This window comes from Tsukamurella paurometabola (genome assembly GCF_900631615.1).
GTDB lineage: Bacteria > Actinomycetota > Actinomycetes > Mycobacteriales > Mycobacteriaceae > Tsukamurella > Tsukamurella paurometabola_A.
This window is the reverse complement of record NZ_LR131273.1, coordinates 1339292-1363905: the sequence shown is the minus strand read 5'-3', so window position 1 is coordinate 1363905 and position 24614 is coordinate 1339292. Positions and strand designations below refer to the sequence as shown.

Below are 24614 nucleotides of genomic sequence, written 5' to 3'. Positions count from 1 at the left end.
TCGTCAGCGGAGGACGATCCCGTCCTCGTCGCTGAAGAGGAGGTCGCCCGGGGTGAAGGTCACGCCGCCGAAGGTCAGGGGCACGTCGCGCCGGCCTTCGCCGGTCTTGGTCGACTTGCGCGGGTTGGTGCCGAGCGCCTTCACGCCGATGTCGAGCGTGCCGATCACGGCGGCGTCGCGGACGGCGCCGTAGGCCACGATCCCGGCCCAGCCGTTGCCGCGCCCCAGCTCGGCGATGAGGTCGCCGACGAGCGCCGTGTGCAGCGACGGGACGCCGTTCTCGTCGGAGCCGTCGATGACCAGCACGCGGCCCTCGCCGGGCTCGCCCAGGATCGACTTGAGCAGCGCGTTGTCCTGGAAGCACTTGACGGTGACGACCTCGCCGACGAACTGCTTGCGGCCGCCGAACTGGCGGAACTGCGTGTCGCAGCTGCGCACGTCGGGGCCGATCTCGTCGACCAGGTCCGCGGTGGGGGTGAACTGCACGGTGCTCATGGTCGCCAGGGTATCCGGCTGGGTGAATCGGCGGATTTCGAGGTGGCGATCGGTATCTGCGCCGCGCCGAAATCGGCGGATTCCACGTCCGACCATCGAGCGGGAGTGCTATTGAGTGCGCATCAACAAGCGGGTAATCTGGCACCATGCCAGCACCCACCCAGGCCACGTTCGACCGACTTCGCGCCCTCGCGGCGATCGACCACCCGGAGCAGCGCGAGTCGCGCGACGTCCTCGAGGCGTTCACGGGTGAGAAGGTCACCACGATCCCCGTCGGCACCGTCGAGGACGTGGAGAAGGCCTTCGAGCGGGCCCGCCTCGCGCAGAAGCAGTGGGCGGCGCGCAGCGCGAAGGACCGCGCGGCCGTGCTGCTGAAGTTCGCCGACCTGGTGAACGACCACCGCACCGAGCTCATGGACATGGTGCAGCTGGAGACCGGCAAGGCCCGCCAGTACGCCCAGGAGGAGTCGCTGGACGTCGCCATGACCGCCCGGTGGTACGGCAAGAACGCGCCGAAGATCCTGGCGGAGAAGAGCACCGACGGCATGCTCCCGGTGTTCACCAAGACCCGCGTGCGCTACCAGCCGAAGGGCGTGGTCGGCGTGATCGCGCCGTGGAACTACCCGATCACCCTCGCCGTCTCAGACGGTGTGGCCGCGCTGGCCGCCGGCAACGCCGTGGTGCTCAAGCCCGATTCGCAGACCCCGTACTGCGCCCTCGCGGCCGTCGAACTGCTCTACCAGGCCGGCCTGCCGCGCGATCTGTTCGCCGTCGTCCCCGGCCCGGGCGGTGTCGTCGGCACGGCGATCGTCGAGCGCGCCGACTACCTCATGTTCACCGGGTCCTCCGCCACCGGCGCGACGCTCGCCGAGCAGTGCGGCAAGCGCCTCATCGGCTTCTCGGCAGAGCTGGGCGGCAAGAACCCCATGGTGGTCACCAAGGACGCCGACATCGAGCACACGGCCGACGGTGCCGCCCGCGCCGCGTTCTCGAACTCGGGGCAGCTGTGCATCTCGATCGAGCGGATCTACGTCGAGCGGGAGATCGCCGACGAGTTCGCCCGCGCCTTCGCCGAGCGGACCGCCGCGCTCGCGCTCGGCGCCGGCTACGACTTCGAGAACGAGATGGGCTCGCTCGCGTCGAAGTCGCAGATCGACACCGTGGCCGCGCACGTCGACGACGCCGTGGCCAAGGGCGCGACGGTGCTCGCCGGCGGCAAGGCCCGCCCCGACCTCGGCCCGTTCTTCTACGAGCCGACCGTGCTCAAGGACGTCCCGGAGGACGCCGTCTGCTTCAAGTCGGAGACCTTCGGCCCGCTGGTCTCGATCTACCCGGTCGACTCCGTCGACGAGGCCGTCGAGAAGGCCAACGACACCGAGTACGGTCTCAATGCCAGCGTGTTCGCCGGTTCGTCCAAGCAGGCGCAGGAGATCGCCGAGCGGATCAACGCCGGCACCGTCAACATCAACGAGGGCTACGCGGCGGCGTGGGGCTCCACCGCCGCGCCGATGGGCGGCATGGGCATCTCGGGCGTCGGCCGTCGTCACGGCGCCGAGGGCCTGCTCAAGTACTGCGAGTCGAAGACCATCGCGCAGCAGCGGATCATCGGCATCGGCGGCATCAAGGGCGTGCCCCGCAACGTCTTCCTCAACGTGGTCCCGTCGGCGATCAAGGCGCTCAAGCTGATCGGCCGCTAGCCCGGCTACAGGCGGGGGCCGGACGCCCGCACGGCGGCGGTGACCGCGGTGGCGACCGCCTCGCCCTCTTCGGGGAAGGGGTGCAGCGCGGCGGCGCGTGGCACCTCGTCGACGCCGTTGATCCACGGTCGCGCGCTGCACAGCTCGTGGCCCCTCGACGGTGCCTCCATGTCGACGTACTCGGCGCGGGCGTTCACGGCGGCCCGCCGGACGGCGCCGTTGAGCCGTTCCGTGAGGATGCTGCGCATCCACGGGATCGAGGCGGAGCGGAAGGGGGCGATCGCGGCGCAGGTCCGGTCGCCGGCGAACACGGCGGGATAGCCCACTACGAGGATCCGCGCCCGCGGCGAGCGCTCGCGGACGGCGCGGATGATGCGCTCGTTCGCCGCCGTGATCCGCGCGAGGCGGGAGGCGACCGCACCGTCGGACAGGCGGGCCGGGCGGGTGCGCTGATCGGCGGTGCAGCGGACCGCGGCCGATCGCGGTGCCACTGCACAGGATTCGATGATGCTCGAATAGAGGTCGCCGTCGTTGCCGCCGAGGGAGACGGTGACGAGCCGTGTGGCGGGGGAGATCCCGTCGAGCTGTGGCGCGGCGTCGTAGTAGCCGGTCTTCGCGGATCCGGCGTGCTGGCTCGTGAAGGCGTCCTGCGTCTTGGCGCCGCCGCAGGTGTTGTCCCGCAGTGCGTCCGGAGTGAGGCCCAGCGACGCGGCCACCAGCTTCGGGTAGTTGTGCGTGGACCGGCCGCACGCGCGCTCCTGCTGCGAGGCGCCGACGGTGGCGTCGGCGGGGAGGGACGAGTACGAGTCTCCGAGCGCGACGTAGGTGGGCGCGGCCGGGGCCGCGTGCGCCGGCGCGGCGCCCACCAGGGCCGTCGTGGCGAGAACCGCCGCGCCGAGCAGGGACAGGGACGGGCGACCGCGCATCGACATGCCGCCACTGTATTGCGCGCCGCCGCGGCCCGCAGCCCGTCGAAAACCGGTTGCGGCGGCCCGGAGTGCGACGCACCCTGGACGCATGGAGGTCACGTTCGTCAAGCGCCGGAACGGGTACGACGTGCGGATCACGCGCGCGAAGGGCCCGGAGCTGGCGCCCCGCGGCGGCCCGGGCGGCCGGCCGCCGGTGCCGCACGACGCGGCGCACCTCATCGTCGAGGCCGAGGCGGGCCTGCGCGGCGGGGTGTTCGGGCGGATCGCCGACGCGAACGGCCTCGACGGGCTGTTCTGGCCCGCCGATCCGGCTGAGCGCCGCAAGGCGTCCCGCCGCAAGCGGCAGCCGACGGCCGCGCAGTCCGCGGACATGGCGCGCTCGGAGTACCTCGCGTCGCTGACTGCGGCGCTGTGGGAGGTGGAGCGCGGGCACCGGAAGCCGGAGCCCGCGTGGCCCGGCGTTCTCGAGGACGCGGACATCGATCCCGCGCTGTGCGAGCGGATCTTCGCCCGCTACGACGATTTCGCCCCGCGGTGGGCGGCGCTCCCCGAGGGGGGCGAGCTCACGCTGCGCTGGTGATCGCGCGCGGCCTCAGGCCGGGCGGGGACCTACCGGACGGCGGAGTTCCGCGCGGAGGGGCCGGTCCGCCAGCTTGATGACGAGCAGGGCCAGCGGGACGAGGACGAAGCCGATCACCGGTCCGACGAGGACGACGGTGTCGATCGGGTAGTGCAGCGCGAGGTACAGGCCGGCCGACGATCCGGTGACCGCGGTGACGGCGCAGACCACGCTCATCCACCGGATCCGGCTGCGGAACCGCGGCGACTCGTCGAGGCAGCGGTCCCACGCCGTCGGTTCGACCTTGAGCGCCTTCACGTACATCGGCCCGAGGATGCTTGCTACGAGCGGCCTGCGGGTGAACGCCGAGACGAGGAAGTACGCCGCCGCGAAGAAGCCGTCGATGGACTGTGCCGCAAGGGCGATCCGCGGCTCCCCGGTGACGAGCGATGGTATGAGGGCCACCGCGAGGATGGCGGTCGTGAACAGCTCGAGCTGCCCGACCTGGCGCGTGACGAGCATCCGCCAGGTCACGATCACCAGCCCCGTGACGATGCCGAGCACGACGCCGGTCAGCTGGGAGAGGCCGCCCAGGCGGGTGGCGCTGAAGTAGGCGATGACCGGGAGGAGTCCGCCCAGGATCGCCGGGGGCGGTCGCTTCACGGTCGCTCGCGCTCCGTCCCGGTGCTTCGGAAGACGTTCCGCAGCGAGAAGCCGCCGTCGCCGAGGCCGCGCAGGACGGCGAGCCGCGCCGCGTGGAAGCCGACGGTCAGCGGGAGCGCCGCCGTCAGCCAGGTGGCCGTTGCCCGCCGGCCGTGAATCCAGAACGTGCGGGGCAGGTACGCGGCGTACGTCGCGTAGCTGCCGACGCCGGTGTAGAAGCGGCGGGGCGAGACCTCCACCACGACGTCCCGGATCAGCGCGCACTCCCCGCCCGAGTCCTGGACGCAGAGGGCGATGTCGACGTCCTCGAAGACGTCTCTGCGCATCGCGACGTGCGGCCGTATCCGGCGCCAGGTCTCGGTGCGGAAGGCCATGCTCGGGCCGAAGCAGTAGCTCACCCTTTGCGCGCGGTTCTCGTTGCGCCCGAACGGATCGTTCCACTTGTTCAGGGCGGATTGGAATCGCCGGCCGGGGAGCCCGCGGAACTCCCCGAGGGTGGAGACGACGTCGAAGCCGCGGCCGTCGTCGGTGTCGAAGAACGTGCGCAGGCGCCGCGCCCACCCCGGAGCGACGACGGTGTCCGCGTCGATGCGGGCGATCACCGACGACGTGGCGGCGTCGAGCCCCGCGTTGCGGGCCCACACCAGGCCCTGCCGGGGCTCGCGGATCAGTTTCACGACGGGGTTCGCCGCGGCGGTGGCCTCCACCAGGGCGACGGTGCGGTCGGTCGAGTTGTTGTCGACCACGATGATCTCGTCGATCTCGGAGCCTTCGGCGAGCAGTCGCTCGAGGCATTCCTCGATGACCTCGTCCTCGTTGTAGGCGGGAACGACGACAGTCAATGTGCTCTCTGCCATGGCGAAACGCTACGTCCGCCTCGGGACCGTCGCAGCGCGGCGACCGGTGAGACTACTCACAGGTCGCCGGCGCTGTGGCGTTTGAAACACAACCGGGACGGGATCGCGGACCGTCGGCGACGGTACCGGGACGTGAGCGGCCCATCGTGAGGACATGGCTCATGTACTCACGAAATCGGCTGCCGCGCTGGTCGTCCTCGTCGCTGTGGCGGCGGTGATCGCGGCGTGTTCGGAGACGCTCCCGGGGATACCGGGAGGGGTGGAGACGGGCACCGTCGGGCAGTTGGGGGAGGCGGATGGCGTGGTGCTGGACCGGGTGGCGGTCGATGCGGATGTGCCGGCGGTGACAAGGCTCGATCCGAAGCTGCGCACGGCGATCCGGTCGGCTGCACGCGCGGCGGCCCGGGAGGGCGTCGCGATGCACCTGACGTCGGGGTGGCGGTCGAAGCGATACCAGCAGTTCCTCTACGACGATGCCGTGCGGCGGGACGGGGCGGAGGAGGCGGCGCGGTTGGTCGCGACTCCGTCGACCTCGGAGCACGTGACGGGCGATGCGGTGGACGTGGGGCCGACGGAGGCCGCGTACTGGATGGACCGCTATTCGGAGCGGTTCGGGTTGTGCCGTACGTACGCGAACGAGGTGTGGCACTACGAGCTGCGGGCCGGGTGGGCGTGCCCGGAGATGGTGTCCGATGCCTCTGCGCGGCAGCGGTGAGTGGGGGACCGGTCAGTCGGACTCGAGGAGCAGGGTCTGGGCGTGGACGGGTGCGGAATGGGGACGGATGATGCGCACGCGGCCGACCGGCTGATGGGTGAGGTGGACGCCGGGCGCCAGGCTGCCTTCCTGGCGGTCGCCGGAGAACAGCACCATCGTGGCGTTGTGCTCGCGGATTCCGCCGACGACGCTGTCGTAGAGCGCGCGGCTGATGCCCGCCGACCGGCGGGCGACCACCAGGTGCAGTCCGATGTCGGCCGCGTAGGGGAGGTACGGGATCAGCGGGGCCAACGGATTGTTCGAGGTGCCGGACGCGAGCAGGTCGTAGTCGTCCACGATGAGATAGATGTGCGGTCCGGTGAACGGCACCGGTCATCACGACCCCACCGCCTGAGGGGGCCCCGTCGTCACCGCGCCGGCGCTGTAGATACCCTGACCAGGAGCGAGAGAATCTATGCCGATGCACAAACCGACCCTGGGCGCCTATGAGAGCTTGCAAGCCGCTGAGGACTGGTTCATCTACCAGCGGCGTGCCGACTTCCACGGCGAAGACGGCAACATCAACGAAGTACCCATTCCCGATCCGGTGGTGCCGGTCCCCGCAGAGAGGTATCAGCAGTACGCGGATCTTCCGCACGCGATTCACCGGTTGTGGCAGACTTTCGGATTCACCGGCGACTTCATCGATCCTGTCGAGTGGGAACCGATCGTCGCCCCCTGGCTCGACGGGCTCACCTTCACCCACATGCCCAACGACGACCACTTCGTACCCCTGACCCGATCCGAGACCGGGAACATCAGCCTCCTGGGCACCCGCACCCTCAACTTCCTGAAAATCTCCCCCCAAACTGGGCGGATCCAGGCATGGAACAACGCTCCGCATCTCCGCGCGGACTACTTCCGAGGTCTTCCGAGCGCCTTGTCGGTGTCGCATAGTCTCGATTTGGATGAGCGGTCGACGATCGGACATCTGGGTGGCGACAGCATTGACAGCCTTGACATCGTTGAGTTTCTAGGTCCGGTCGATCGGGGCCAGTTTTATGGTCAGCGGGTACCGCAGTGTGAGGGCGGTCCGCTGCCGCGGGAGCGCTCGGATCTGGCGATCTGGCCGATCTCGGAGATCGCCCGCTACGGCACCTTCCCCTACAAAACCGTCCATGAGCACCACGCCCGACCCCGCGATCCGGACTACTACGAGAAGTGGGGGTATCCGGCGCCGAAGTTCGAATACACCCTCCCGGACACGCCGCCGCTGACCCCGGTGCAGGTCCAACCCGCCAGCGAAGGGGAGGGTCGGTGAGCGAGAACGAGAGCGCCTCCAGGTCAGGCGATGAGCAGTCGCGGGCGGTGGGTTCTGCGCAGCGGATCGGACAGTTCCTTGATGTGATTGACCGAGTGTGGGGCGAGCCGCTCGGCTGGGATCTGGCCGATGAGGAGAACGCCGCCACTGTCGCGGACAGGCTCACCCGGTATGGGCCGCTCGTGCCGGAGCTGATGGTCAGGCTGTGGTCGCGCTACGGCTTCGCGGGCTTTCAGGACCGGCAGATCTGGCTGTGCGACCCGGCGATGCCCATCGCGAAGATCCTCGACGCCCGCCTGTGTGACCCGAATCCCGACAACAACCCCGAGACTTGCACCATCCCCGGCGGCGGATGCGGACAGCAAGGCAAGACCTACATCAGTCAGGGCTGGATTCCCCTGCTCCGCGACGGCTTCGGCACCATCCTCACCTACGCCCCGACCACCGGCGAATACTTCGTCATCGACACCAGCCTCGGCAGGATCCTGGCCACCGGTAGCGAACGGTACGTTGACCGTGATGACCCGGAAGCGATGCTCTACAACCAGCTCGTCCTCGGCCCGTGGACCGACGGCTACTTCCACGAAATCCTCGACGGCACTGCCGAAACCTACGGGGACATCGGCGCAGAGACCTTCTACAGCAGCTTCGGAGCCCTCCTCGCACGACACCTCGCCTTACCCGACGGACAGGACTTCGCCCCCGTCATCGTCCACCCCGTCGACCCCGGAATCCTCCTCCAAGCCGCGCTCCACGCCTACCTGGAGGACTACAGCAACAAACACGCCATTGATGACCCCGCAGTCAACCCCTACGTCGAAGCGCTCAGCCGCCCACTGAACAACGACGAAACCCACTACGACGAAAACGCCTACGTCAGAGAGGCCCCCGACAGCTTCTCCGTCAACTTCCAAGCCTATTGCCTCCGGCGCTTCGGCGCACCATTGGAAGCCGTCACATTCGACGTTCTCGGGTAGAAGAACTAGCAGAGGAACCGCGCCGTGCTGCCTTCGTGGCGGTCGCCGGAGAACAGCACCAGCGTGCCGCTGTGCTCGCGAATTCCGCCGACGACGCTGTGGTACACCGCGCCACCTTTAAGATCGCCCACGGCTTTAAAGTCAATAGCCCCGCCTACCCGCCATGCGTCAACACCGAAGGCGACCGAACCTATTCGCTGCGCCCACTGACTGCGGCTCAAGAGGTCGAACGGTACAACAAGAAACTCAAATAGAAGGCAGAAAAGATGATGAGAAAGGTGCGCCAATATTCGCTGCAGATCGTGATTGCCGCGTGTGTGATCGGACCCATGGCGGGGTGTGGTGTCGAGCATGCTGGAAGTGCGCCTACGACGTACGTTCGTCCCGGGCACACGCTGCCGGCATCGACCACGTCAGTGAGTTCGCCGACTGCAGTAAGCTCGTCCGTTCCGGAACCGACGACCGTCCCCACGATCACAGATACCTGCTCCGGGAGCTACTGGTACGGCGACGCGGTCAACACGCACGTATGGATCGGACGGCGCGTCGCGCAGGACGCCAGGATCGTCGTGACGACCACCGACGGGAAGGTCAGTTCATGGACGAACACCGTCACGTCCGATGACGGGTACGCGCGTAAGGGCTGGTACAGCGAGTCCACGACGCCGTTGCTCGGCACTCCGGTGGCGACGGTTGCACGTGTCGACCTTCAGATCGACGGTCGAACCTGCCCGATCCGGAAGACGGGATAGTCAGACCGGCGGTGGGCCGCCGACCTGTCGCGAAGCGCCGGCGGTGAACTAGGAGCTGACGCCGAGGCGGTTCAGCAGGTCGGCGTCGATGCCGTCCAGCTCGCGGGCGATGGCCTGGTGCGCCGGGCGGCGCCGCGCGGGCGGCATCGACTCGGAGGCGGTGATGGCGGTGCCCAGGTCGTCGAGGCGCTGCGCGACGGCGGCGGTGAAGGCCTTGGTCTCCGCATCGGGGTGCGTGGCCGCCAGCTGATCCAGCGAGCGACGGGCCGCGGCGACGCGGGCCGAGAGGCCGCCGCCGTAGCCGGCGAACGCCGCGACCTCGTCGACGGGCACGCCGAGGCGCGAGGCCTTCGCGGCGTCCAGCTGGTTCCGGCCGGCCTGCGCCGCCCGGTAGACGATCGGCACCACGACGGGCGCGAGCAGCCGCGCGGTCGAGATGTAGCGCTTGAGCCGCGCCTCCGAGAGGAGCTTGCCCTCGACGGCCGCGCGGGCCTGGGTCTCGGCGATCTTCAGGTTGGCCGCATCGGACTTGCTCTGCGCCTTGGCGATGATCTTGTTCCGCTGCAGGTCGGCCTTCAGCGCCTTGCGCTCGCTCTTCGACGCGTTCTTCACGACGCGCTTGGCGTCACGGTCCGCGTTCTTGGCGGCGAGCTTCGCCTCGAGGCGCGCCTTGGACTTGAGCGCCTTGGCCTGCGCGCGGCGCTCCGCGCGGGAGGACTTCGTCTTCTTGCCGAACAAACCCATCAGTGCACGTCCTTGTAGGTCAGTACTGCCGTCCGGTACAGCATTGCACAGCGCGGCTCCGCAGGTTGTCGGTGCCGCCCGCCATACTGCTAAGCAGTGGACATCGAAGAGGGCACCAAGACGACTCCGGTGAGCGCACGATCGCTCACCGGTTGTCGGCACCGTCTGGCGCTCGAGACCCGCGCCCCGCAGGTCGATGGCGACCCGGGCATGGCGTTGCGGGTCGAGGCGGCCGCCGTCTTCCGCGCCTCCGTCCGGGACCGCTTGCCGGGCCTGACGATCATCGAACCGGGGGAGGGCGCGGTGCGCCGTACCCTCGCCGCGATGGAGGCGGGCGCCGATCGGATCTGGAACGCGGTGCTGCCCACCGCGCACGACCGCCGGGGCCACAGCGAGCTCCTCGTCCGCCTCGCCGACGGCTACATCCCCGTCATCGTCGTCAACCACAAGACCTGCGACCCCGGCGCCGGCGCCGTGACGTCGCCGCTGGACCGCTGGGAGCCCCGCGAGGACGAGACGGTCCGCTCCCGACAGCACCGCGGCGATCAGATGCGCCTGGCCCATCTCACGCGCATGCTGCAGGACGCGGGCTACGCGTCGCGGACGCTGCTCGGCGGGAGCATCGGGGTCGACGGTGCGCGCATCGTCGTCCAGGAGATCGGGCCGCTCCTGGCCGCCTACGACGAGCGGTTCGCGGACCGTCGGGCCGTGCTCGCCGGCACCGCCCCGACCGAGCCGGTCCGCGTCGCGGAGTGCCGACGGTGCCCCTGGTGGCCGCAGTGCGCGCAGACCCTGACCCTCGCGCGGGACGTGAGCCTGGTGGCCGACGGGCGGTCGGCGCCCGGGTTGCGCGAGGCGGGCATCGGCACCGTCGACCAGCTGGCCGAGTACGACGGACCCCAGCCCGAGGACGTGCCCGTGCCCATCGCGGACCTGCGGGCCATGGCCCGCGCGTGGCGGGACGGGCAGGTGCTCGTGCGGCGGCGGCCCGAGGTGAAGGTGCGCCGAGCCGACGTCGAGGTGGACGTCGACATGGAGAGCTACCAGGAGTACGGCGCCTACCTGTGGGGCACGTGGCTGCGGCGCGACGGCGTCGACCTCGGCTACCGGCCCTTCGTCACCTGGGAGCCCGTGCCCACGCGCGACGAGGCCCGCTCGTTCGCCGAGTTCTGGGCCTTCCTCATGGACCGCCGCGCGGAGGCGCACGCCGCGGGCAAGACCTTCGCGGCGTACTGCTACTCGCAGAACGCCGAGAACAAGTGGCTGCTGGCGTCCGCGGACCGGTTCGCGGGTGAGCCGGGCGTGCCCCCGCGCCGTGCCGTGGAGGAGTTCATCGCCTCGCCCGAGTGGGTCGACATGTTCGACGCCGTCGGCGACGCCTTCCTCTCCCTCGAGGGGCGCGGCCTGAAGAAGGTGGCGCCCGTCGCCGGATTCCAGTGGCGCGACGCCGAGGCCGGCGGCGAGGCGTCGATGCTCTGGTACCGCGTGGGCGTCGGGATCGACGCCGGCTTCGCCGACGAGGACCGGGCCGTGCAGCGGCAGCGGATCCTCGACTACAACGAGGACGACGTGAAGGCCACCGCCGCGCTGCGCGCGTTCATGTCCAGCGAGAAGGTGCTCGCGCTGCCGGTGGTGGGCGCGTAGGCCCGGCTACGCCTGGGCCTGGCGCAGGTGCGCGCGACGCAGGGCGTCGGCGAAGCTACCGCTGCCCAGGAGTGCGATGCCGCCGAGGATCGCGATCATCGCGGGGGACAGCTGCCGCGCGGTTTCCGCCGCGACCGGCGCGACGCGCTGCGCCGACGTGTACGCCGCAGCGAAGACGGTGCTGTCGCCGCTGCTCTCGGAGCCCTGTTCCGCGGTCGCGCGGTCGTTGTCCGACGGCGCCGAGGGGGCGGGAGCTGCGGGCTTCGGAGCCGCGGGCTTCGCGGGGGCCGCGGGTGCGGGCGCGGGGAGGACGGGACCGGCCACGACGACGGGCGGCACCACGATGGGGACCGCGACGACCGGTGCGGCAGGTGCGGGTGCGGCGGCCGCCGCCGGCGCACCCGGTGACGACGGGCGCTCCGCGACGCCCGAGTCGTTGCCGGTGTTGGTGGACTCGGGGAGCGGGTTTCCGGTGCGGACGCCGCTGCCGCTGGAGATGGGCGCGCCGCCCGACCCCGTCGAGTTGGTGGAGCCGGCGCTCGAGGTCGACGACGATCCCGCATCGGAGCCGCCCCCGCTGGGGATGGCCGGAGGCGTCGCGCTGCCCGTCGAGGTGCCGCCCGAACCGCCACCGCCGAAGATTCCGCCGATGATGCCGATCAGGCCCCCGCCGTGGCCGTGGCCCTTGTCCTTGCCCTCGTCGTCCTCATCCTGGTCGGGCTTGTTGCCGCCCGTCTCCGTCTCGTTCCCCGTTGTCGTGCCGGTGCCGTTCGATGAGCCGGTCTCGTTGGAGGACTCGCCCGAGCCACTGCCGCTAGAAGAGCTGCTGCCCGCTCCGCTGCCGCTCCCCGTCTCGCGGCCGGCGCTCCCTGCGGTGGACGATTCGCGGTCCGAGCTGCTCGACGAGCTGGACGAGCGGTCGTCGGTGCTCTGCGAGGTCGAGCTATCGGACCCGGAGCCACCGTCGGAATCCGACGAATCAGGGGCCGCCCAGGCGGGCGCGGATGCGATGGCGCCGACCGCGAGGGCGGTGACGCCGATGGCCCGGAGACGCCGGGAGAGATGGGTCGGACGCGACACAACACACCCCTTCCGCTATTCGTGCACAGGCGTAGGTAAGAATACAGTATCCGCGCTCATGGGTGATAGCCGATCACGAAGCGGTCGTGTTCCATGGTGAAGTGCGCTATAGTGTGATCGAGGCTTGTGGACTCGCAATAAGATGTGTTCAGCGGGTCCGGAGTGCCGGCGATAGAGAGGGATGGCACAAGTGGATACAGGTAATAAGTACGACAGCGACGCCCTGGTGGGTCAGGGCCTGTTCGCGAGTCGTCTCGAGGAGCTGTTCCGCACGGTGCCCGGCCCGAACGGCCGCGCATTCACCGCGAAGGCGATCGCCCAGCGCTCGACCGCCCTGGGCTTCCGCCTGGGCGAGTCGTACCTGAGCCAGCTCCGCTCCGGCAAGGCGAAGTCGCCGTCCTTCCGCACCGTCGAGGGCATCTCGGCCGCGTTCGGCGTGGACGTGCACTACTTCCTCGAGGACGAGGCCGCTCAGCGCACCCGTGACCAGATCCACCTGATGCGGCTGCAGGCCGACACCAAGGTGCAGATGGCCGCATTCCGCCTGGCAGGGCTCTCGCCCGACTCGGTGAACATGGTCAACGAGCTCATCAAGGTGTTGCGAGTGCAGCAGGGCTTGCCCGCCGACCCGCCCGAGCTTCCCGTAGACTCGCGCGAAAACGAGGGGCTCTAGCCTCATCGGCTGACACGGCGCGGCCCTGCCGGGCCGCCGTGGGTGTGCCTCCGGCGCGCGTCGTCCCTCTACGACCGTGTGGAGGTGGGCTGTGCGTTCCGTCAAAGCGCTGCGCCGCCTGTGTGAGAACGAGGTGCGCAGCCTCGACCTGGATCTGCCCTTCGACGCCGTGCAGCTGTGCGAGAAGTACGGCAAGCGGCGCGGCCGCGACATCCTGGTGATCTCGCAGCCCTTGCCCGTCGGCATGCCGAACGGCCTGTGGCTGGTGGGCGACGACGCCGACTACTTCTTCTACCAGGCCAACACGTCGCGCACGCACCGCGATCAGATCATCATCCACGAGTTCGGCCACCTCATCGCGGGGCACCAGAACGCCGGTCCAACAGCGGCCGCGCCGCAGACCGCGGAAATGACCTCCCCCGAGGCCGACGCTGCGCTGCACCGCACCTGTTACGACGACGAGCACGAGTGGGAGGCCGAGATGATCGCCTCCATCATCCTCGGATGGGCCTCCGAAGCCGGCGCGCTCGCCGGCCGCACCGCCAAGCACGACAGCCTGCGCGGCATCCAGCGCGCTCTGGGAGGTCATTCCCGGTGGCTGTGAAGCTCGTGAACGTACTCGGCGTCGCGTTCTTCACCCTGGTGTTGTGCTGGCGCATCGACCGGCTGTACCGCGCGAAGGCCGGTATCCAGGCCGTCGCGGTCACCGTCGCCATCGCGGCCCTGACGCTGGCCGTCCTGCTGCTCGGCTCGCCGCTCGCGCCGACGGTCGACGGCGCGCTGTGGCGCGGCGCCTCCCGCCTCGGCGGGTACGCCTCACTCGCCCTCGGGGTCGCGGCGCTGGCCGTCGCCTTCTTCTACGGGCCCACCGAATCGGCGCGGCAACGCCGTGCGGGCATGGAGGCGATCCCGCTCATCGCCGCGGTCGTGGGCCTGTCCGTCGCGATGAACGTGACGCCGCCCTCGCTGCGCGATGCCAACCTCGACACGCTCACCGTGCAGGAACTGGGCTTCGCCGTCTTCTTCGTCATCGCCGGCGGCTACCTCATGTACGGCCTCGCGGACTGCGTGCTCTCGCTGACCAGGCTCATGCCGTTCGCGGACGGCTACCTCACGACGTCGCTGCGACTGATGTCCGCGGGCCTCGCCATCACCGCCGTCGGTTCGCTCGCCCAGGTGGCCTTCGTACTCACCAGCGCGGGGCACGTGGCCTCCTGGCCGGTGCTGCTCTCGCTGTCGCAGGCGTGCACCGCCGGCGGCATCCTGCTGTTCGTCGTGGGCCTGAGCTATCCGGGCGTGCGCGGTTTCGTCGTGCAGATGCAGTACCGCAAGAAGCACCGCAGGGACTTCAAGCGGCTCGAGCCCCTGTGGACGCTGCTCACCACCGCGGTCCCCGAGGTGGTCCTCGACGCCGGCAAGGCCCGCCGCGACGCCCACCTGCGGTTCCAGCGTCGCGTGGTCGAGATCCGCGACGTCCTCGTCCAGCTCAGCCCCTACCTCCCCGAGGACTTCGGCGACGGCGTGCCCGAGGAGAACGTGCACAACCTGCTCGTCGCGATCGACCTGCGCAACGAGGCCGGAGCGGCCCCGGCACCGTCGTCGATGGTGCTGCCGCCCGACGGCCCCTCCATCGACGACGACGCCGCCCCGCTCCTCGTCCTGTCGGACGCGGTCGGGGCGACGCCGGCGGAGGAACTGCAGATCTAGCGCGGCGCCATCCGCAGCGCCCCGTCCATGCGGATCGTCTCGCCGTTGATGTAGTCGTGCTCGGCGAGGAAGTAGGCGAGCTGCGCGTACTCCGACGGCTCACCGAGGCGCGACGGGAACGGGATGCCCGCCTCGAGGGTCTTCTTGAACTCGGGGGTCACGCCGGCCAGCATCGGGGTGTTGATGGTGCCCGGGGCGATGGTGTTCACGCGGATGCCGAACTGCGCGAGATCGCGCGCAGCGGTGATGGTCATGGCGTGCACGCCACCCTTGGACGCGGTGTAGGCGATCTGGCCGATCTGGCCCTCGAACGCCGCGACCGACGCGGTGTTGACGATGAGGCCGCGGGAGCCCTGCTCGTCGGCGGCCTCCTGCTTGCTCATCTGGTCGGCGGCCAGGCGCATCACGTTGAACGTGCCCACCAGGTTGATGTTGATGACCGTCTGGAACAGGTCCAGCGCGTGCGGGCCGTTCTTGGACAGGATGCGGCCGGCCCAGCCGACGCCCGCGCAGTTGACGGCCACGCGCAGCGGGCCCGCCTTGACGGCCTCGGCGATCGCGGCGAGGACCTCGTCCTCCTTGGTCACGTCGGTCGCGATGAGGTGCACGTTCTCGACCGGGGTCGCCTTGTCGATCGACGGCTGCAGATCGAGGCCGAAGACCGTGGCACCCGCCTCGGCGAAGCGCTTCGCGGTGGCGGCGCCGAGGCCGGAAGCGCCACCGGTGACGATGACGGAGGAGCCGGAGACGTCCATGGCTGATTCCCTTCTGTAGTGGAGCGCACTCGCCGGTGGGCGGCGCGACCCACCTCACATTAGTGAAGGGCTGTTCTTCCGGGACCGGGGGTGCTGTCCTGGACCTCCGGGGTCGACGGTGCCGCCGCCGCGGCCCGGTGCGCCCGGCGTACGACGAGCCCGCCGCCGATCATCGTGGCGGCGACGACGAGGCCGGTGACGATGCGGCTGGTGGCGTCGAGCTCCGGCCACGCCTCGGCCAGCAGCCAGGCGCCGAAGCCGAAGAACAGGACGGTCGCGCCGATCGCGATGGCGCGCTCGGGCAGCTTCGCGCCGAGCAGGGCTCCGACCGCGATGGCGAGGGCGTCGGCGGCGACCATGCCAAGGGTCGAGCCGACCCACACGCCGAACCAGTTGTGCTGCGTGGTGAGCGTGATCGTGGCGAGCATGGTCTTGTCGCCGAGCTCCGCGAGGAAGAACGCGGAGGCCACGGCGAGGAACACGGACCGGGTGACGCGGTCCGCGGTCGCGGTCTCGTCGTCGGAGAGGGTGTCGCCGCGCCAGGTCCAGAACGCGAAGACGAGCATCGAGACGCCCGCGACCGCGGTGATGAGCTGCGACGGGATGGCGGAGCCGAGCGCGAAGCCGATGCCGACGGAGGCGATGTGGGTCAGTGCCGTGGCGGCGGTGATGCCCAGCAGCACGACCCACCACTTGAAGCGGGCGGCGAAGGTCATCGCCATGAGCTGGGACTTGTCGCCGAGCTCGGCCACGAAGACCACGGCGAAACTGACGAGCAACGCGTTGAGCACGGTGCGAACCTCCTGCGAAGACCTGTGCCACACGGATCCGACCGTCGGACCGCGCAAGTGGCACAAAGGTCTCGCCCACCGGAAGCCGCGGCTCACGGTTCGTGCGGCCGGGCTCTCGCCAGTGTGTCGACCGCGCGATTGGGGGCTACTCCCCTTCGTGCACCACCAAGAATAGTCACGCTCGTCTGAAATGACAAGTAGCGCAGGAGTTTTGAAGCCCTGCGCCGATTCTTCACGGGGCCGTCGGGAGGGTTTCGGGCGCCCGGATCCGACGGTGCCGGCCGCCCGCGCAGCGCCGAACCGGTCAGTCGCGGACGGCGAGGAGCTGCGCCATGGGGAAGCGGTAGTCCTTGTCGCGGTAGATGATCCGCCACGACTCCGAGAAGCCCGCATCAGCGAGAGTGCGGGCGAACTCGTCGGGATGCCAGCGCCAGGCGGGTGCGACGGCGTGATCGAAGGAGAGCGGAGGGCCGGGCTCGTCGGTCGCCTGGAAGGCGACGAGAACCGGCGTGCCCGGGTCGACGAGAGCCGACCAGGCGCGCACCGTCGAGATGACCTCGGGCGGTTCCACGTGGATCAGGCTGAACCGCGCGAGGATCGCGGCGATCGGGCCGTCGGGGACCGACGCGAGGGAGGCGTCACCGTCGACGAAGAGCAGGTCCGGGTGCAGGCGTCGCGCGTGGGCGAGCATGCCGGGGCTGGGATCGACACCGATCACATCGAGGCCGCGTGTCACCAGGTCGGCGGCGGCGTGGCCGATGCCGCATCCGACGTCGACCGTGCGGCCGGGCCGGTCCGCCGCGGCGTCGGCGAAGGCCGCGGCGGCGTGCCGCTCGATGGGGAACTGGTACGGATCCGGGAAGGTCTCCGCGTAGAGATCGGCCATCGCGTCGTAACCCGGCTGCACTGTCATACCGTCACTGTGTCATTCGGCACCGACAGCGACGCGCGGTGCCGAATGACATCACTTCCTGGTGGGATCGCCGCCGGCGTCGATGATCTGCCAGTTCCGCTTCTTGTCGAGCGTGACGTCGTAGACGGTCACCACGTCGCGGCTCTGGGGCGCCTGGGCGTTGGTACCGCGGACGGCGACGAAGCACCTCGCCTTCCACACGTCGTTCCCGACGTGCCGGACCTCGGCACCGGCCAGGCGGCCCGTCGAGACCCAGCGCAGCGGCTGCAGCGTCTGGTTCATCGCATCCGCGCTGCTCTCCAACTTCGCGCGCAGCTCGGGGGACGTGCCCCGCACCAGATTGGCCCGCCAGGGTGCGAGGTTGCGGTAGTCGATGGTGGCCGCGCCGACTGCGTACTGCTCGCAGGCGATGCGGCGGGCGGTCGCCTCGTCGCCGGGCGCCGGCGCGGCGTGGGTGACGGCGGGGGCGAGGACGGCGACGGCCGCCGTGGAGGTGAGGGCGGCGGTGACTCGCGAGAGCATGGGAATCCTTTCGAATACGTGGGCCGAAAACTCACGATAGCAAATGATTCGTATCGCATAGCACCGAAACGACGAAACCCCGCCGGCGCTGGTGCGCTGGACGGGGTTCCGAGGCTGAGGACAGAAGGACTCAGGCGGTGGCGGCGGCGTAGCGCGCGGCGACGTCGTCCCAGTTCACGACGTTCCACCAGGCCTTGACGTAGTCACCCTTGACGTTCTTGTACTGCAGGTAGAAGGCGTGCTCCCACATGTCCAGCTGCAGCAGCGGGGTGAGGCCGACCGAGATGTTGCCCTGCTGATCCGTGAGCTGCTGGATCACGAGGCGCTGGCCGATGTGGTCGTAGGCCAGGATGGACCAGCCGGAGCCCTGCAGCGTCATGGCGACGGCGTTGAAGTGGGCCTGGAACTTGTCGAAGCTCCCGAACTGCTCGTCGATCGCGGCAGCCAGGTCGCCCACCGGCTTGTCGCCACCGTTCGGCGACATGTTCTTCCAGAACACCGAGTGGTTGGTGTGGCCACCCAGGTGGAAGGCGAGGTTCTTCGACAGCAGCGGCGCCTTGGTGGCGATGGAGCCGTCCTCGCGGGCCTCGGCGAGCTGCTCGAGGGCCTGGTTGGCGCCGGCAACGTACGCGGCGTGGTGCTTGCTGTGGTGCAGCTCCATGATCTCGGCCGAGATGTAGGGCTCGAGAGCGCTGTAGTCGTAGTCGAGGTCCGGCAGAGTGTAGACGGCCACGTCTTTCCCTTCGATAGCGGAAGCGAACGCTTCCTGGTTGGTCCTTCGTACCCTTCCAGCCTTTCTTATCTGGAATGGTTCCGCAATAAGGACGGCCGAAAGCGCATGAAGTGCGGTTGAGGTTCGCCGTGGCGCGACGGGTGTCGGGCGCGCCGCTGTCGGGGGCCGGGCGTGCGGGGCGGGATTCAGCCCAGCGCGACGATGAGGACGAGCGCGAGCGCGAGCACCGCCACCGTCAGCAGGGTGCGCGTCAGTGAGCGCGAGAAGTACACGGTGCAGGAGCTGCGCGCCGTGGCGTCGGGCCCGGCGGCGAAGGAGTGGGTGTGCTTGACCGTCATCGCGCCGCCTTCCGTGTTGCACCTGTGAAGCCCGTCACAGCTGTGGTGTGGAACACTGTAGCGGACCTACAGAGCAGTAGGAAATCGATCCCGGCACAACGTCCGGTATCGCCGCCGATGATTCGCCTGGTGCGAATGTCCGATGTTTGTTGTTCATTCAAGCAAATGTGATCTATTAGACCGGCGCATTGCTTTACGGCGTCCACCTGCGCCGCTGCGGCATCGATCGATAGAAACACCGTCGGTTTCTATCGCAAATGGTTGGAATCCGCCGCGCCGCGCGAGACCATGGTGGACATGACCGGAACCAGCATCGGGGTGCGCACCCAGCGCCCCAGCGGTGATCGGGCAGGCCGCATCCGGACCCTCGTCGGCGGCCGCCAGACCCGCGCCGACATCATCGTGTCGCTGACGCTGCTCGCCGCATCCTTCACGGCGACGATCGTCAACCTCGTGCTCGCCGTCCGCGCGATGCCCTCCATCCGGGAGTGCGCGGCGATGGCCTGCACCTACACCGGCACCTTCGACGTGCTGGCCATCACCTTCCTGACGTCGCTGCTGCTCGGCACCACCTTCGGAGCGCACGCGGTGCTCAACCTGCTCAACCGGCGCAACGCCTGGGGCTACGCACTGCTCGACACCCTCGTCTCGCTCGGCTGCCTGTTCGGTGGCCTCGCCTTCGTCTCCGCGATCTGATCGCGCGCAGGGGTCGCCGGACCACGGCGCTAACCTGGGAATCATGACCGCGACCGCACCGTCGAGCACCTCGCGCCTGCGCGCGGCCGCCTGGCCGCTCGCCGCGGCGGCCGGGACCGGTGCCGTCGTCCTCGCGCTGCATCTGCGCGACCCGCACGTGCAGAACAGCTGGGGCATCTGCCCCCTGTACGCGGCGACCGGCCTGTACTGCCCCGGGTGCGGCGGCCTGCGCGCCGTCAACGACGTCACCAACGGCGAGTTCCTCGCGGCCCTCGGGTCGAACGCGCTCATCTACCCGGCCGGTGCCGTGCTGGCGTGGCTGTGGCTCGCCTGGCTGGGCCGGCGGATCGGGTTCACCGTCCCGGCGGTGCCGCAGAACAAGTACCTGTGGATCACCGTCGGAGTGCTCGTCGTCGTGTGGACCGTCGCCCGGAACTTCCCGGGCTCGCCGCTCGCCCCCTGACCTGCGCCGATCGCCGGTGTCGGATCAGCCCGCTACCGTCGGGTCCATGAGTCCCCTCGTGACCGAACTGCAGGACGCGGCCAAGGCCGCCAGCCACCGCGTGCGCGCCGCCCTCGGGCAGGCCGGGGGAGTGATCCCCGTCGTGCGCCTTGAGGGGCCCATCGCCGCGCCCGCCATGTCGGGCGGGCTCGGACGCGGCACCCTCAACCTGGCCGGCGTGGAGTCGGTGCTCCGCCGCGCCTTCGAGACCGACGACGCCGTGGCCGTCGCGCTGGTCCTCAACAGCCCCGGCGGTTCGCCGGCGCAGAGCGAGCTCATTGCCACGCGGATCCGGCAGCTCGCAGCGAAGCACGAGCTGCCCGTCCTCGCCTTCTGCGAGGACGTCGCCGCGTCGGGCGGATACTGGCTGGCCTGTGCCGCCGACGAGATCTTCGTGACCACGACGTCCATCGTCGGCTCCATCGGCGTCATCTCCGCGAGCTTCGGCGCGAAGGAGCTGATCGGCAAGATCGGCCTCGAGCGCCGCGTCGTCACCGAGGGTGATGCCAAGCACCGGCTCGACATGTTCGAGGACGTCCGCGAGGACGACATCGAGTGGCTGCACGGCATCCAGGGCGATATCCACAGCGCCTTCCGCGACTGGGTGACCAGCCGCCGGGGCGACCGCCTCGGCGACGACCCGGCACTGTTCACGGGCGAGGTGTGGATCGGCCGCAACGCCGTCGACGTGGGCCTCGCCGATGGCATCGGCACCCTGCGCGGAATTCTCGACGAGCGCTACCCCGACGCCGAGATCGAGGCCATGCACACCCCGAAGCCCCTGCTCGCGCGCCTGCTGGGCGGCGGCACCGCGATCGACGGTGCCGGGCTCGCCGCGTCCGTCACCGCGGGGGTGCTCGACGGGGCGCTCGCGGGCCTTCAGCGGCGCGGCCTGTGGGCGAATTTCGGCGCTTGACATGGTCGATCCACAGGGTGCTGAATCCGCGCTGGTGAAGCGCTCACAGCACAACCCTCAAGTTGTGGATGAGCCTGTGGAAACTGTGGATGAATCGTCGGCGGCCCCCGCCGCCCGTGGAAGACTGGAGCCATGACGGACTACCCCGCAGACGGTCCGATCCCCGTCGACGCGCTGCCCACGGACCTCGCGGCCGCGGCCGGCCTCACCGTGCTCGACGTGCGTGACCCGGGCGAATGGGACCTCGGCCACGCTCCCGGAGCGGTGCACCTGCCGCTGCCCGACCTGCCCGTCCGCTTCGAGGAGATCGACCTGGACGACCAGGTGTACGTGATCTGCCGCGGCGGCGGCCGCTCCGAGCAGGCCGTGCGCTACCTGGAGACCGTGGGGATCGAGGCCGCCGTCGTGGACGGCGGGATGATCGCCTGGGCGTCCGCCGGCCGCCCCGTCGTGCGACCGGACGGCAGCCCGGGGGCCGTCTGATGCACCCGAATCCCGCGCGCACCGCGCAGCCGCGCGCCCGGCTCCGCTGGCTCGCCCGGCGACCGCCCGAGACGCTGCCGGTGCCGCGGAACGCCCCGCCGGCGCCGAAGCCGACGCCGCACTACCGGTCGACGCCGCGCTGGGGCCTGCGCCAGGACTTCGGCCCGGCCGTGGACGCCCCGCCGACCACCGCCGAGGCCGCGGCCGGTGCCACCCCCTTCGTCCTGCGCCTCACCACCGGCATCGTCTTCGCCGCGGCGGCCGTCGAGGCACTGGCCTACCTGCTCCTGGTCATCAACCGGGCCGGCCCCGTGCCGGGCTGGCTCGCGGTGATCGCCACGGTCGGCGCGTTCGCGGTGGGCTGGCTGGCCGTGCTCGCCGTGATCGCGCTCGCGGTGGTGCTCACGCTGTGGCTGCAGGCCGCCCGGACCCGCGCCTACGACGAGCTGGGCACGCTCGAACCCCGTCCGACCTGGCAGCTCTGGGCGTACTGCCTGGTGCCGGTGGTGAACCTCGTGGCCGCCCCGGTCCTGGTGCTCGAACTCGCCGACGCCCAGCGGCGGGCCGCAGGGCTGCAGACGGATCGTCGCGCGCTGTTCATCCGGCGGTGGTGGGCCGGGTGGGTCGCGCTGACTATCGTCACGGTGGGGTGCGTGGCGTACTCGCGCGCGGACGGCGGCCTCCAGCACAGCGCCGACGCGATGGTCTACACCGCGCTGACCTACCTGCTGAGCGGGCTGTTCCTGCTGGTCACGGCACGGTTGGTCCGCGTGATCGACGGGGGGCCGACGGCCCGGGAGCAGGAGGACGGGACGCGATGGTTGGCGGCGTAGCGGGGATCGTGGCCCACCGGGGCGCCAGCGGCGAGTTCCCCGAGCACACCATGAGCGCCTTCGAGGCCGCCGTCGCCGAGGGCGCCGACGCGATCGAGTGCGATGTCCGGCTCACCAAGGACCAGCACCTGGTCTGCCTGCACGACCGCACCGTCGAACGCACCTCCGACGGCACCGGCGCCGTCTCCGAACTCGACCTCGCCGACCTCAAAGCCCTGGACTTCGGCTCGTGGAAGCGGCCCGGCCGCCCGGAGCCGGTGGTGACCCTCGACGAGCTGATCGAGCTGGCCCGCACGTCCGGCCGCAAGCTCTTCGTCGAGACGAAGCACCCCGTGCGGTTCGGCGGCATGGTCGAGCAGAAGCTGCTCGCCACGCTGCAGCGGCACGGGCTCTCCCGCCCCGACGATCTCGCCGACGCACCGGTCGTCGTCATCTCCTTCTCCGGCTCCGCGGTCTGGCGCGTGCGTCGCAACGCCCCGGGCGTCCCCGCGGTGCTGCTCGGCGAGGCCTCCCGCCTGCTCGGGGGCGGCGCCGCCACCGCGGTCCGCGCGCAGGGCATCGGGCCGTCGGTCGACTCGCTGCGGGAGCGCCCCGACACCGTCGCCAAGGCCCGGGCCGCAGGCCGGTTCACCTACTGCTGGACCGTCGATTCCGAGGCGGACGTGGCCCTGTGCAACGGCCTCGGCGTGGAGTGGATCGCCACCAACCACCCGGCCCGTACGCGCTCCTGGCTGCGGGGATAGGCTGCCGGGCATGGGTAGACGCGAACGCAATGCCACTCCCCGCGAGGGATCGAACCGTGCCGAGAAGCTGGCCGCCCAGCGCGCCCGCGCCGAGGCCACGGCCGCCGCGAGCAGCCGCCCCTTCGAGGGTCTGGCCGCCGAGTGCGACATCGTCGCGCTGCGGAACTTCGTGCCCAGCGCCACCGCGCCACTGAAGGTCGCGGGCGCCAACCGGGAGATCCGCCTCGCGACGGTGCTCCCCGGCGCCGCGCAGGCCCTCGTGCGCGAGGAGGCAGACGGGGTCGTCGGTTACGCGGCCCTGCAGACCGCCACCCGCCCCCTGCAGCCCGGTTCCGCGCTCGCCGGCGCCGCCCGGTTCGCCGCCGACGCCGAGACGGGCGAGGCCCTGTCCGAGGAGCGTGACGGCGTGCTGCTCGAGGTCCTCGACGCCGCCGCGCCGCTCGAGATCACCGTGCACAAGGATTTCGACTGGTGGCTCGCCGGCGAGGCCGACGCGCAGACCCGGCAGCTCGTCGAGCACGCCAATTCGCTCATCACGCCCGCCGCGCGGATCGACCTCGGCGCCGACGGGGTCGGCGCGCCCTGGTGGGCCGACACCGGCTCCAAGGCGCACCTGCGCTGGGTGCACCCCGCGCCGGAGGACGAGCTGATGGCCGCCCTGGCCCGCGTGCACGCCGCCGGCGGCCTCACCGTGGGCGAGGGCTCGCGGTTCGCCGGCTCGTTCCGCTCCGACGGGCTGCTCGTGCCCGTCTTCGACCTGGACCGCGAGTCGCACCCCGACGAGTGGGTGGCCGGCACCGTCGAACTGGCGAAGCGCCTGGCGGAGGCCCTGGCCGACGACTCCGAGCTCACCGCCGCGCAGCGGCGCTCGCGCGACGGCCTGCGCGGGCGCCAGGTCTCGCTGTAGTTCGCCCGGCTGATCCGGCCCCGGGCCGGATCAGCCGTGGAAGCGGTCGCCGAGGGCGCCGCGGAGGTACGCGAGGATGGTCTGCCGCACGTCGTAGCTCTCGGCGCTGGGGTCCAGGGCACCCAGGGCGCGGGCCAGGCGCGGCCGATCGATCACGTGCTGCGGGATCTCCCGCTCGTACCACGCGCTCGACGACGGACGGGCGTCGCGCATCGCCTGGTTGGTGCGCACGGTGACCTCGCCGATCGTGAACCGCCACAGCCCCAGCAGCAGGTGCAGCGACTCTTCCTCGGGGATGCCGATCTCGTCCGTCGTCCGCAGGAACTCGTCGAACGACCACGCCGAGTAGGCGTCGATGATCTCGTCCGCCGAGAGCACGTCGATCACCCACGGGTGCCGGGTGAGGTGGTCGATCACGATGAGCGGCAGCTGTACCAGCCGCTCGTGCGGATCCTCGGCCAGGTCGGGCACCGGCGTGTTCCACGACTGGTGCTCGAGCACGGCGCCGAGCAGGTCGTTCTTGGAATCGAAGTAGTGGTAGATGCCCATCGCGCTGATGTCGAGGCGCGCCGCGAGGGTGCGCATCGAGAACTTCAGCGGGCCGTCGGTGGTCAGGATGTCGGCCGCCGCGGCGACCACCTGCTCACGGTTCACCTTCGGCGGACGGCCGATTCGGCCGCGTTCAGTCAT

At 70.4% G+C, this 24614-nt stretch carries 31 protein-coding genes; 16 read left to right on the top strand and 15 right to left on the bottom strand.

All coding sequences use genetic code 11. From position 1 onward, the window contains the following. Nucleotides 1-3: 3 nt before the first annotated feature. The gene (rraA, locus tag ELY19_RS06850; RefSeq protein ID WP_126195554.1) at nucleotides 4-495 is read right to left on the bottom strand and encodes a ribonuclease E activity regulator RraA; all 492 of its coding nucleotides are present in this window, start codon (nucleotides 493-495) and stop codon (nucleotides 4-6) included. Nucleotides 496-641: 146 nt separating this feature from the next. On the opposite strand from rraA, the gene ELY19_RS06845 reads away from it, so the two are divergent. Further along, entirely contained in the window at nucleotides 642-2192 is a 1551-nt protein-coding gene (locus tag ELY19_RS06845; protein ID WP_126195553.1) for a succinic semialdehyde dehydrogenase, read from the top strand. 5 nt (nucleotides 2193-2197) lie between these two features. Here the strand turns inward: ELY19_RS06845 and ELY19_RS06840 are convergent, their stop codons facing one another. After that, nucleotides 2198-3124 (bottom strand): SGNH/GDSL hydrolase family protein, encoded by a 927-nt coding sequence (locus ELY19_RS06840; RefSeq protein ID WP_164711538.1) that lies wholly within the window; start codon nucleotides 3122-3124, stop codon nucleotides 2198-2200. Between the two features lie 85 nt (nucleotides 3125-3209). Here ELY19_RS06840 and ELY19_RS06835 point away from each other — a divergent pair, with 85 nt between their 5' ends. Beyond that, nucleotides 3210-3701, top strand: coding sequence for a hypothetical protein (locus ELY19_RS06835; RefSeq protein ID WP_126195551.1), 492 nt, complete (start codon nucleotides 3210-3212; stop codon nucleotides 3699-3701). 12 nt (nucleotides 3702-3713) lie between these two features. Here ELY19_RS06835 and ELY19_RS06830 read toward each other — a convergent pair whose 3' ends face one another. Both ELY19_RS06830 and ELY19_RS06825 read right to left on the bottom strand, forming a co-directional pair. Continuing rightward, nucleotides 3714-4343 carry a VC0807 family protein gene (locus ELY19_RS06830; protein ID WP_126195550.1) on the bottom strand — a complete coding sequence of 210 codons (630 nt, stop codon included), beginning with the start codon at nucleotides 4341-4343 and terminating at the stop codon, nucleotides 3714-3716. Then, entirely contained in the window at nucleotides 4340-5200 is an 861-nt protein-coding gene (locus tag ELY19_RS06825) for a glycosyltransferase family 2 protein (RefSeq protein ID WP_126195549.1), read from the bottom strand. The genes ELY19_RS06830 and ELY19_RS06825 overlap by 4 nt, the downstream gene beginning before the upstream one ends. 154 nt (nucleotides 5201-5354) lie before the next feature. Between ELY19_RS06825 and ELY19_RS06820 the strand changes: the two genes are divergently transcribed. Next, nucleotides 5355-5915, top strand: a complete 561-nt coding sequence (locus ELY19_RS06820) for a M15 family metallopeptidase (protein WP_126195548.1) — start codon at nucleotides 5355-5357, stop codon at nucleotides 5913-5915. A 12-nt stretch (nucleotides 5916-5927) separates the two neighbouring features. On the opposite strand, the gene ELY19_RS06815 is transcribed toward ELY19_RS06820, so the two are convergent. Next, nucleotides 5928-6284, bottom strand: a complete 357-nt coding sequence (locus ELY19_RS06815; RefSeq protein WP_126195547.1) for a hypothetical protein — start codon at nucleotides 6282-6284, stop codon at nucleotides 5928-5930. Nucleotides 6285-6375: 91 nt separating this feature from the next. On the opposite strand from ELY19_RS06815, the gene ELY19_RS06810 reads away from it, so the two are divergent. Both ELY19_RS06810 and ELY19_RS06805 read left to right on the top strand, forming a co-directional pair. After that, entirely contained in the window at nucleotides 6376-7215 is an 840-nt protein-coding gene (locus tag ELY19_RS06810) for a GAD-like domain-containing protein (RefSeq protein WP_126195546.1), read from the top strand. Then, nucleotides 7212-8192, top strand: coding sequence for a hypothetical protein (locus ELY19_RS06805; protein ID WP_164711537.1), 981 nt, complete (start codon nucleotides 7212-7214; stop codon nucleotides 8190-8192). Before ELY19_RS06810 ends, ELY19_RS06805 begins: the two co-directional genes overlap by 4 nt. A 5-nt stretch (nucleotides 8193-8197) precedes the next feature. Here the strand turns inward: ELY19_RS06805 and ELY19_RS06800 are convergent, their stop codons facing one another. Next, a complete protein-coding gene (locus tag ELY19_RS06800; protein ID WP_126195544.1) occupies nucleotides 8198-8545 on the bottom strand; it encodes a hypothetical protein in 348 nt (115 codons plus the stop codon). A 447-nt stretch (nucleotides 8546-8992) separates the two neighbouring features. Further along, nucleotides 8993-9688 (bottom strand): DUF6474 family protein, encoded by a 696-nt coding sequence (locus ELY19_RS06795; RefSeq protein WP_126195543.1) that lies wholly within the window; start codon nucleotides 9686-9688, stop codon nucleotides 8993-8995. 96 nt (nucleotides 9689-9784) lie between these two features. Here ELY19_RS06795 and ELY19_RS06790 point away from each other — a divergent pair, with 96 nt between their 5' ends. Further along, nucleotides 9785-11332, top strand: a complete 1548-nt coding sequence (locus tag ELY19_RS06790; protein ID WP_126195542.1) for a TM0106 family RecB-like putative nuclease — start codon at nucleotides 9785-9787, stop codon at nucleotides 11330-11332. Between the two features lie 6 nt (nucleotides 11333-11338). Here ELY19_RS06790 and ELY19_RS06785 read toward each other — a convergent pair whose 3' ends face one another. Beyond that, nucleotides 11339-12412 (bottom strand): hypothetical protein, encoded by a 1074-nt coding sequence (locus ELY19_RS06785; RefSeq protein WP_126195541.1) that lies wholly within the window; start codon nucleotides 12410-12412, stop codon nucleotides 11339-11341. A gap of 181 nt (nucleotides 12413-12593) precedes the next feature. Here ELY19_RS06785 and ELY19_RS06780 point away from each other — a divergent pair, with 181 nt between their 5' ends. The 3 genes from ELY19_RS06780 to ELY19_RS06770 all read left to right on the top strand — a co-directional run bounded on the left by ELY19_RS06780 (nucleotide 12594) and on the right by ELY19_RS06770 (nucleotide 14792). Beyond that, complete coding sequence (locus tag ELY19_RS06780; protein ID WP_068523327.1) at nucleotides 12594-13085, top strand: helix-turn-helix transcriptional regulator; 492 nt, start codon at nucleotides 12594-12596, stop codon at nucleotides 13083-13085. A gap of 91 nt (nucleotides 13086-13176) precedes the next feature. Further along, a complete protein-coding gene (locus ELY19_RS06775; protein WP_126195540.1) occupies nucleotides 13177-13689 on the top strand; it encodes a hypothetical protein in 513 nt (170 codons plus the stop codon). After that, nucleotides 13680-14792 (top strand): MAB_1171c family putative transporter, encoded by a 1113-nt coding sequence (locus ELY19_RS06770; RefSeq protein ID WP_126195539.1) that lies wholly within the window; start codon nucleotides 13680-13682, stop codon nucleotides 14790-14792. The genes ELY19_RS06775 and ELY19_RS06770 overlap by 10 nt, the downstream gene beginning before the upstream one ends. Here ELY19_RS06770 and ELY19_RS06765 read toward each other — a convergent pair. The 6 genes from ELY19_RS06765 to ELY19_RS23390 all read right to left on the bottom strand — a co-directional run bounded on the left by ELY19_RS06765 (nucleotide 14789) and on the right by ELY19_RS23390 (nucleotide 18844). Continuing rightward, nucleotides 14789-15547: an SDR family NAD(P)-dependent oxidoreductase gene (locus tag ELY19_RS06765; protein WP_126195538.1), complete on the bottom strand. Its 759-nt coding sequence runs from the start codon at nucleotides 15545-15547 to the stop codon at nucleotides 14789-14791. The genes ELY19_RS06770 and ELY19_RS06765 overlap by 4 nt on opposite strands. Nucleotides 15548-15606: 59 nt before the next feature. Then, complete coding sequence (locus ELY19_RS06760) at nucleotides 15607-16338, bottom strand: TMEM165/GDT1 family protein (RefSeq protein WP_126195537.1); 732 nt, start codon at nucleotides 16336-16338, stop codon at nucleotides 15607-15609. Between the two features lie 304 nt (nucleotides 16339-16642). After that, nucleotides 16643-17251, bottom strand: coding sequence for a class I SAM-dependent DNA methyltransferase (locus tag ELY19_RS06755; RefSeq protein ID WP_126195536.1), 609 nt, complete (start codon nucleotides 17249-17251; stop codon nucleotides 16643-16645). Nucleotides 17252-17302: 51 nt separating this feature from the next. After that, nucleotides 17303-17773 carry a hypothetical protein gene (locus ELY19_RS06750; protein WP_126195535.1) on the bottom strand — a complete coding sequence of 157 codons (471 nt, stop codon included), beginning with the start codon at nucleotides 17771-17773 and terminating at the stop codon, nucleotides 17303-17305. Between the two features lie 130 nt (nucleotides 17774-17903). Continuing rightward, on the bottom strand, nucleotides 17904-18506 hold the full coding sequence (locus ELY19_RS06745; protein ID WP_126195534.1) for a superoxide dismutase: 603 nt from the start codon (nucleotides 18504-18506) through the stop codon (nucleotides 17904-17906). A 185-nt stretch (nucleotides 18507-18691) separates the two neighbouring features. Then, nucleotides 18692-18844 (bottom strand): hypothetical protein, encoded by a 153-nt coding sequence (locus tag ELY19_RS23390; protein ID WP_164711536.1) that lies wholly within the window; start codon nucleotides 18842-18844, stop codon nucleotides 18692-18694. 297 nt (nucleotides 18845-19141) lie between these two features. Between ELY19_RS23390 and ELY19_RS06740 the strand changes: the two genes are divergently transcribed. From ELY19_RS06740 to ELY19_RS06710, 7 genes are all read left to right on the top strand, one after another. Continuing rightward, nucleotides 19142-19540, top strand: coding sequence for a hypothetical protein (locus ELY19_RS06740; RefSeq protein ID WP_126195533.1), 399 nt, complete (start codon nucleotides 19142-19144; stop codon nucleotides 19538-19540). Between the two features lie 43 nt (nucleotides 19541-19583). Next, the gene (locus ELY19_RS06735) at nucleotides 19584-20003 is read left to right on the top strand and encodes a DUF2752 domain-containing protein (protein ID WP_126195532.1); all 420 of its coding nucleotides are present in this window, start codon (nucleotides 19584-19586) and stop codon (nucleotides 20001-20003) included. A gap of 46 nt (nucleotides 20004-20049) precedes the next feature. Next, a complete protein-coding gene (locus ELY19_RS06730; protein WP_126195531.1) occupies nucleotides 20050-20958 on the top strand; it encodes a S49 family peptidase in 909 nt (302 codons plus the stop codon). A 132-nt stretch (nucleotides 20959-21090) separates the two neighbouring features. Then, nucleotides 21091-21441, top strand: a complete 351-nt coding sequence (locus ELY19_RS06725; RefSeq protein ID WP_197715993.1) for a rhodanese-like domain-containing protein — start codon at nucleotides 21091-21093, stop codon at nucleotides 21439-21441. Then, nucleotides 21441-22274: a DUF4328 domain-containing protein gene (locus tag ELY19_RS06720; RefSeq protein ID WP_126195530.1), complete on the top strand. Its 834-nt coding sequence runs from the start codon at nucleotides 21441-21443 to the stop codon at nucleotides 22272-22274. Before ELY19_RS06725 ends, ELY19_RS06720 begins: the two co-directional genes overlap by 1 nt. Continuing rightward, entirely contained in the window at nucleotides 22259-23017 is a 759-nt protein-coding gene (locus tag ELY19_RS06715; protein ID WP_126195529.1) for a glycerophosphodiester phosphodiesterase, read from the top strand. Before ELY19_RS06720 ends, ELY19_RS06715 begins: the two co-directional genes overlap by 16 nt. A gap of 10 nt (nucleotides 23018-23027) precedes the next feature. Then, nucleotides 23028-23924, top strand: coding sequence for a DUF5926 family protein (locus tag ELY19_RS06710; RefSeq protein WP_126195528.1), 897 nt, complete (start codon nucleotides 23028-23030; stop codon nucleotides 23922-23924). Nucleotides 23925-23954: 30 nt separating this feature from the next. Here ELY19_RS06710 and ELY19_RS06705 read toward each other — a convergent pair whose 3' ends face one another. Then, nucleotides 23955-24614 (bottom strand): TetR/AcrR family transcriptional regulator, encoded by a 660-nt coding sequence (locus tag ELY19_RS06705; protein ID WP_126195527.1) that lies wholly within the window; start codon nucleotides 24612-24614, stop codon nucleotides 23955-23957.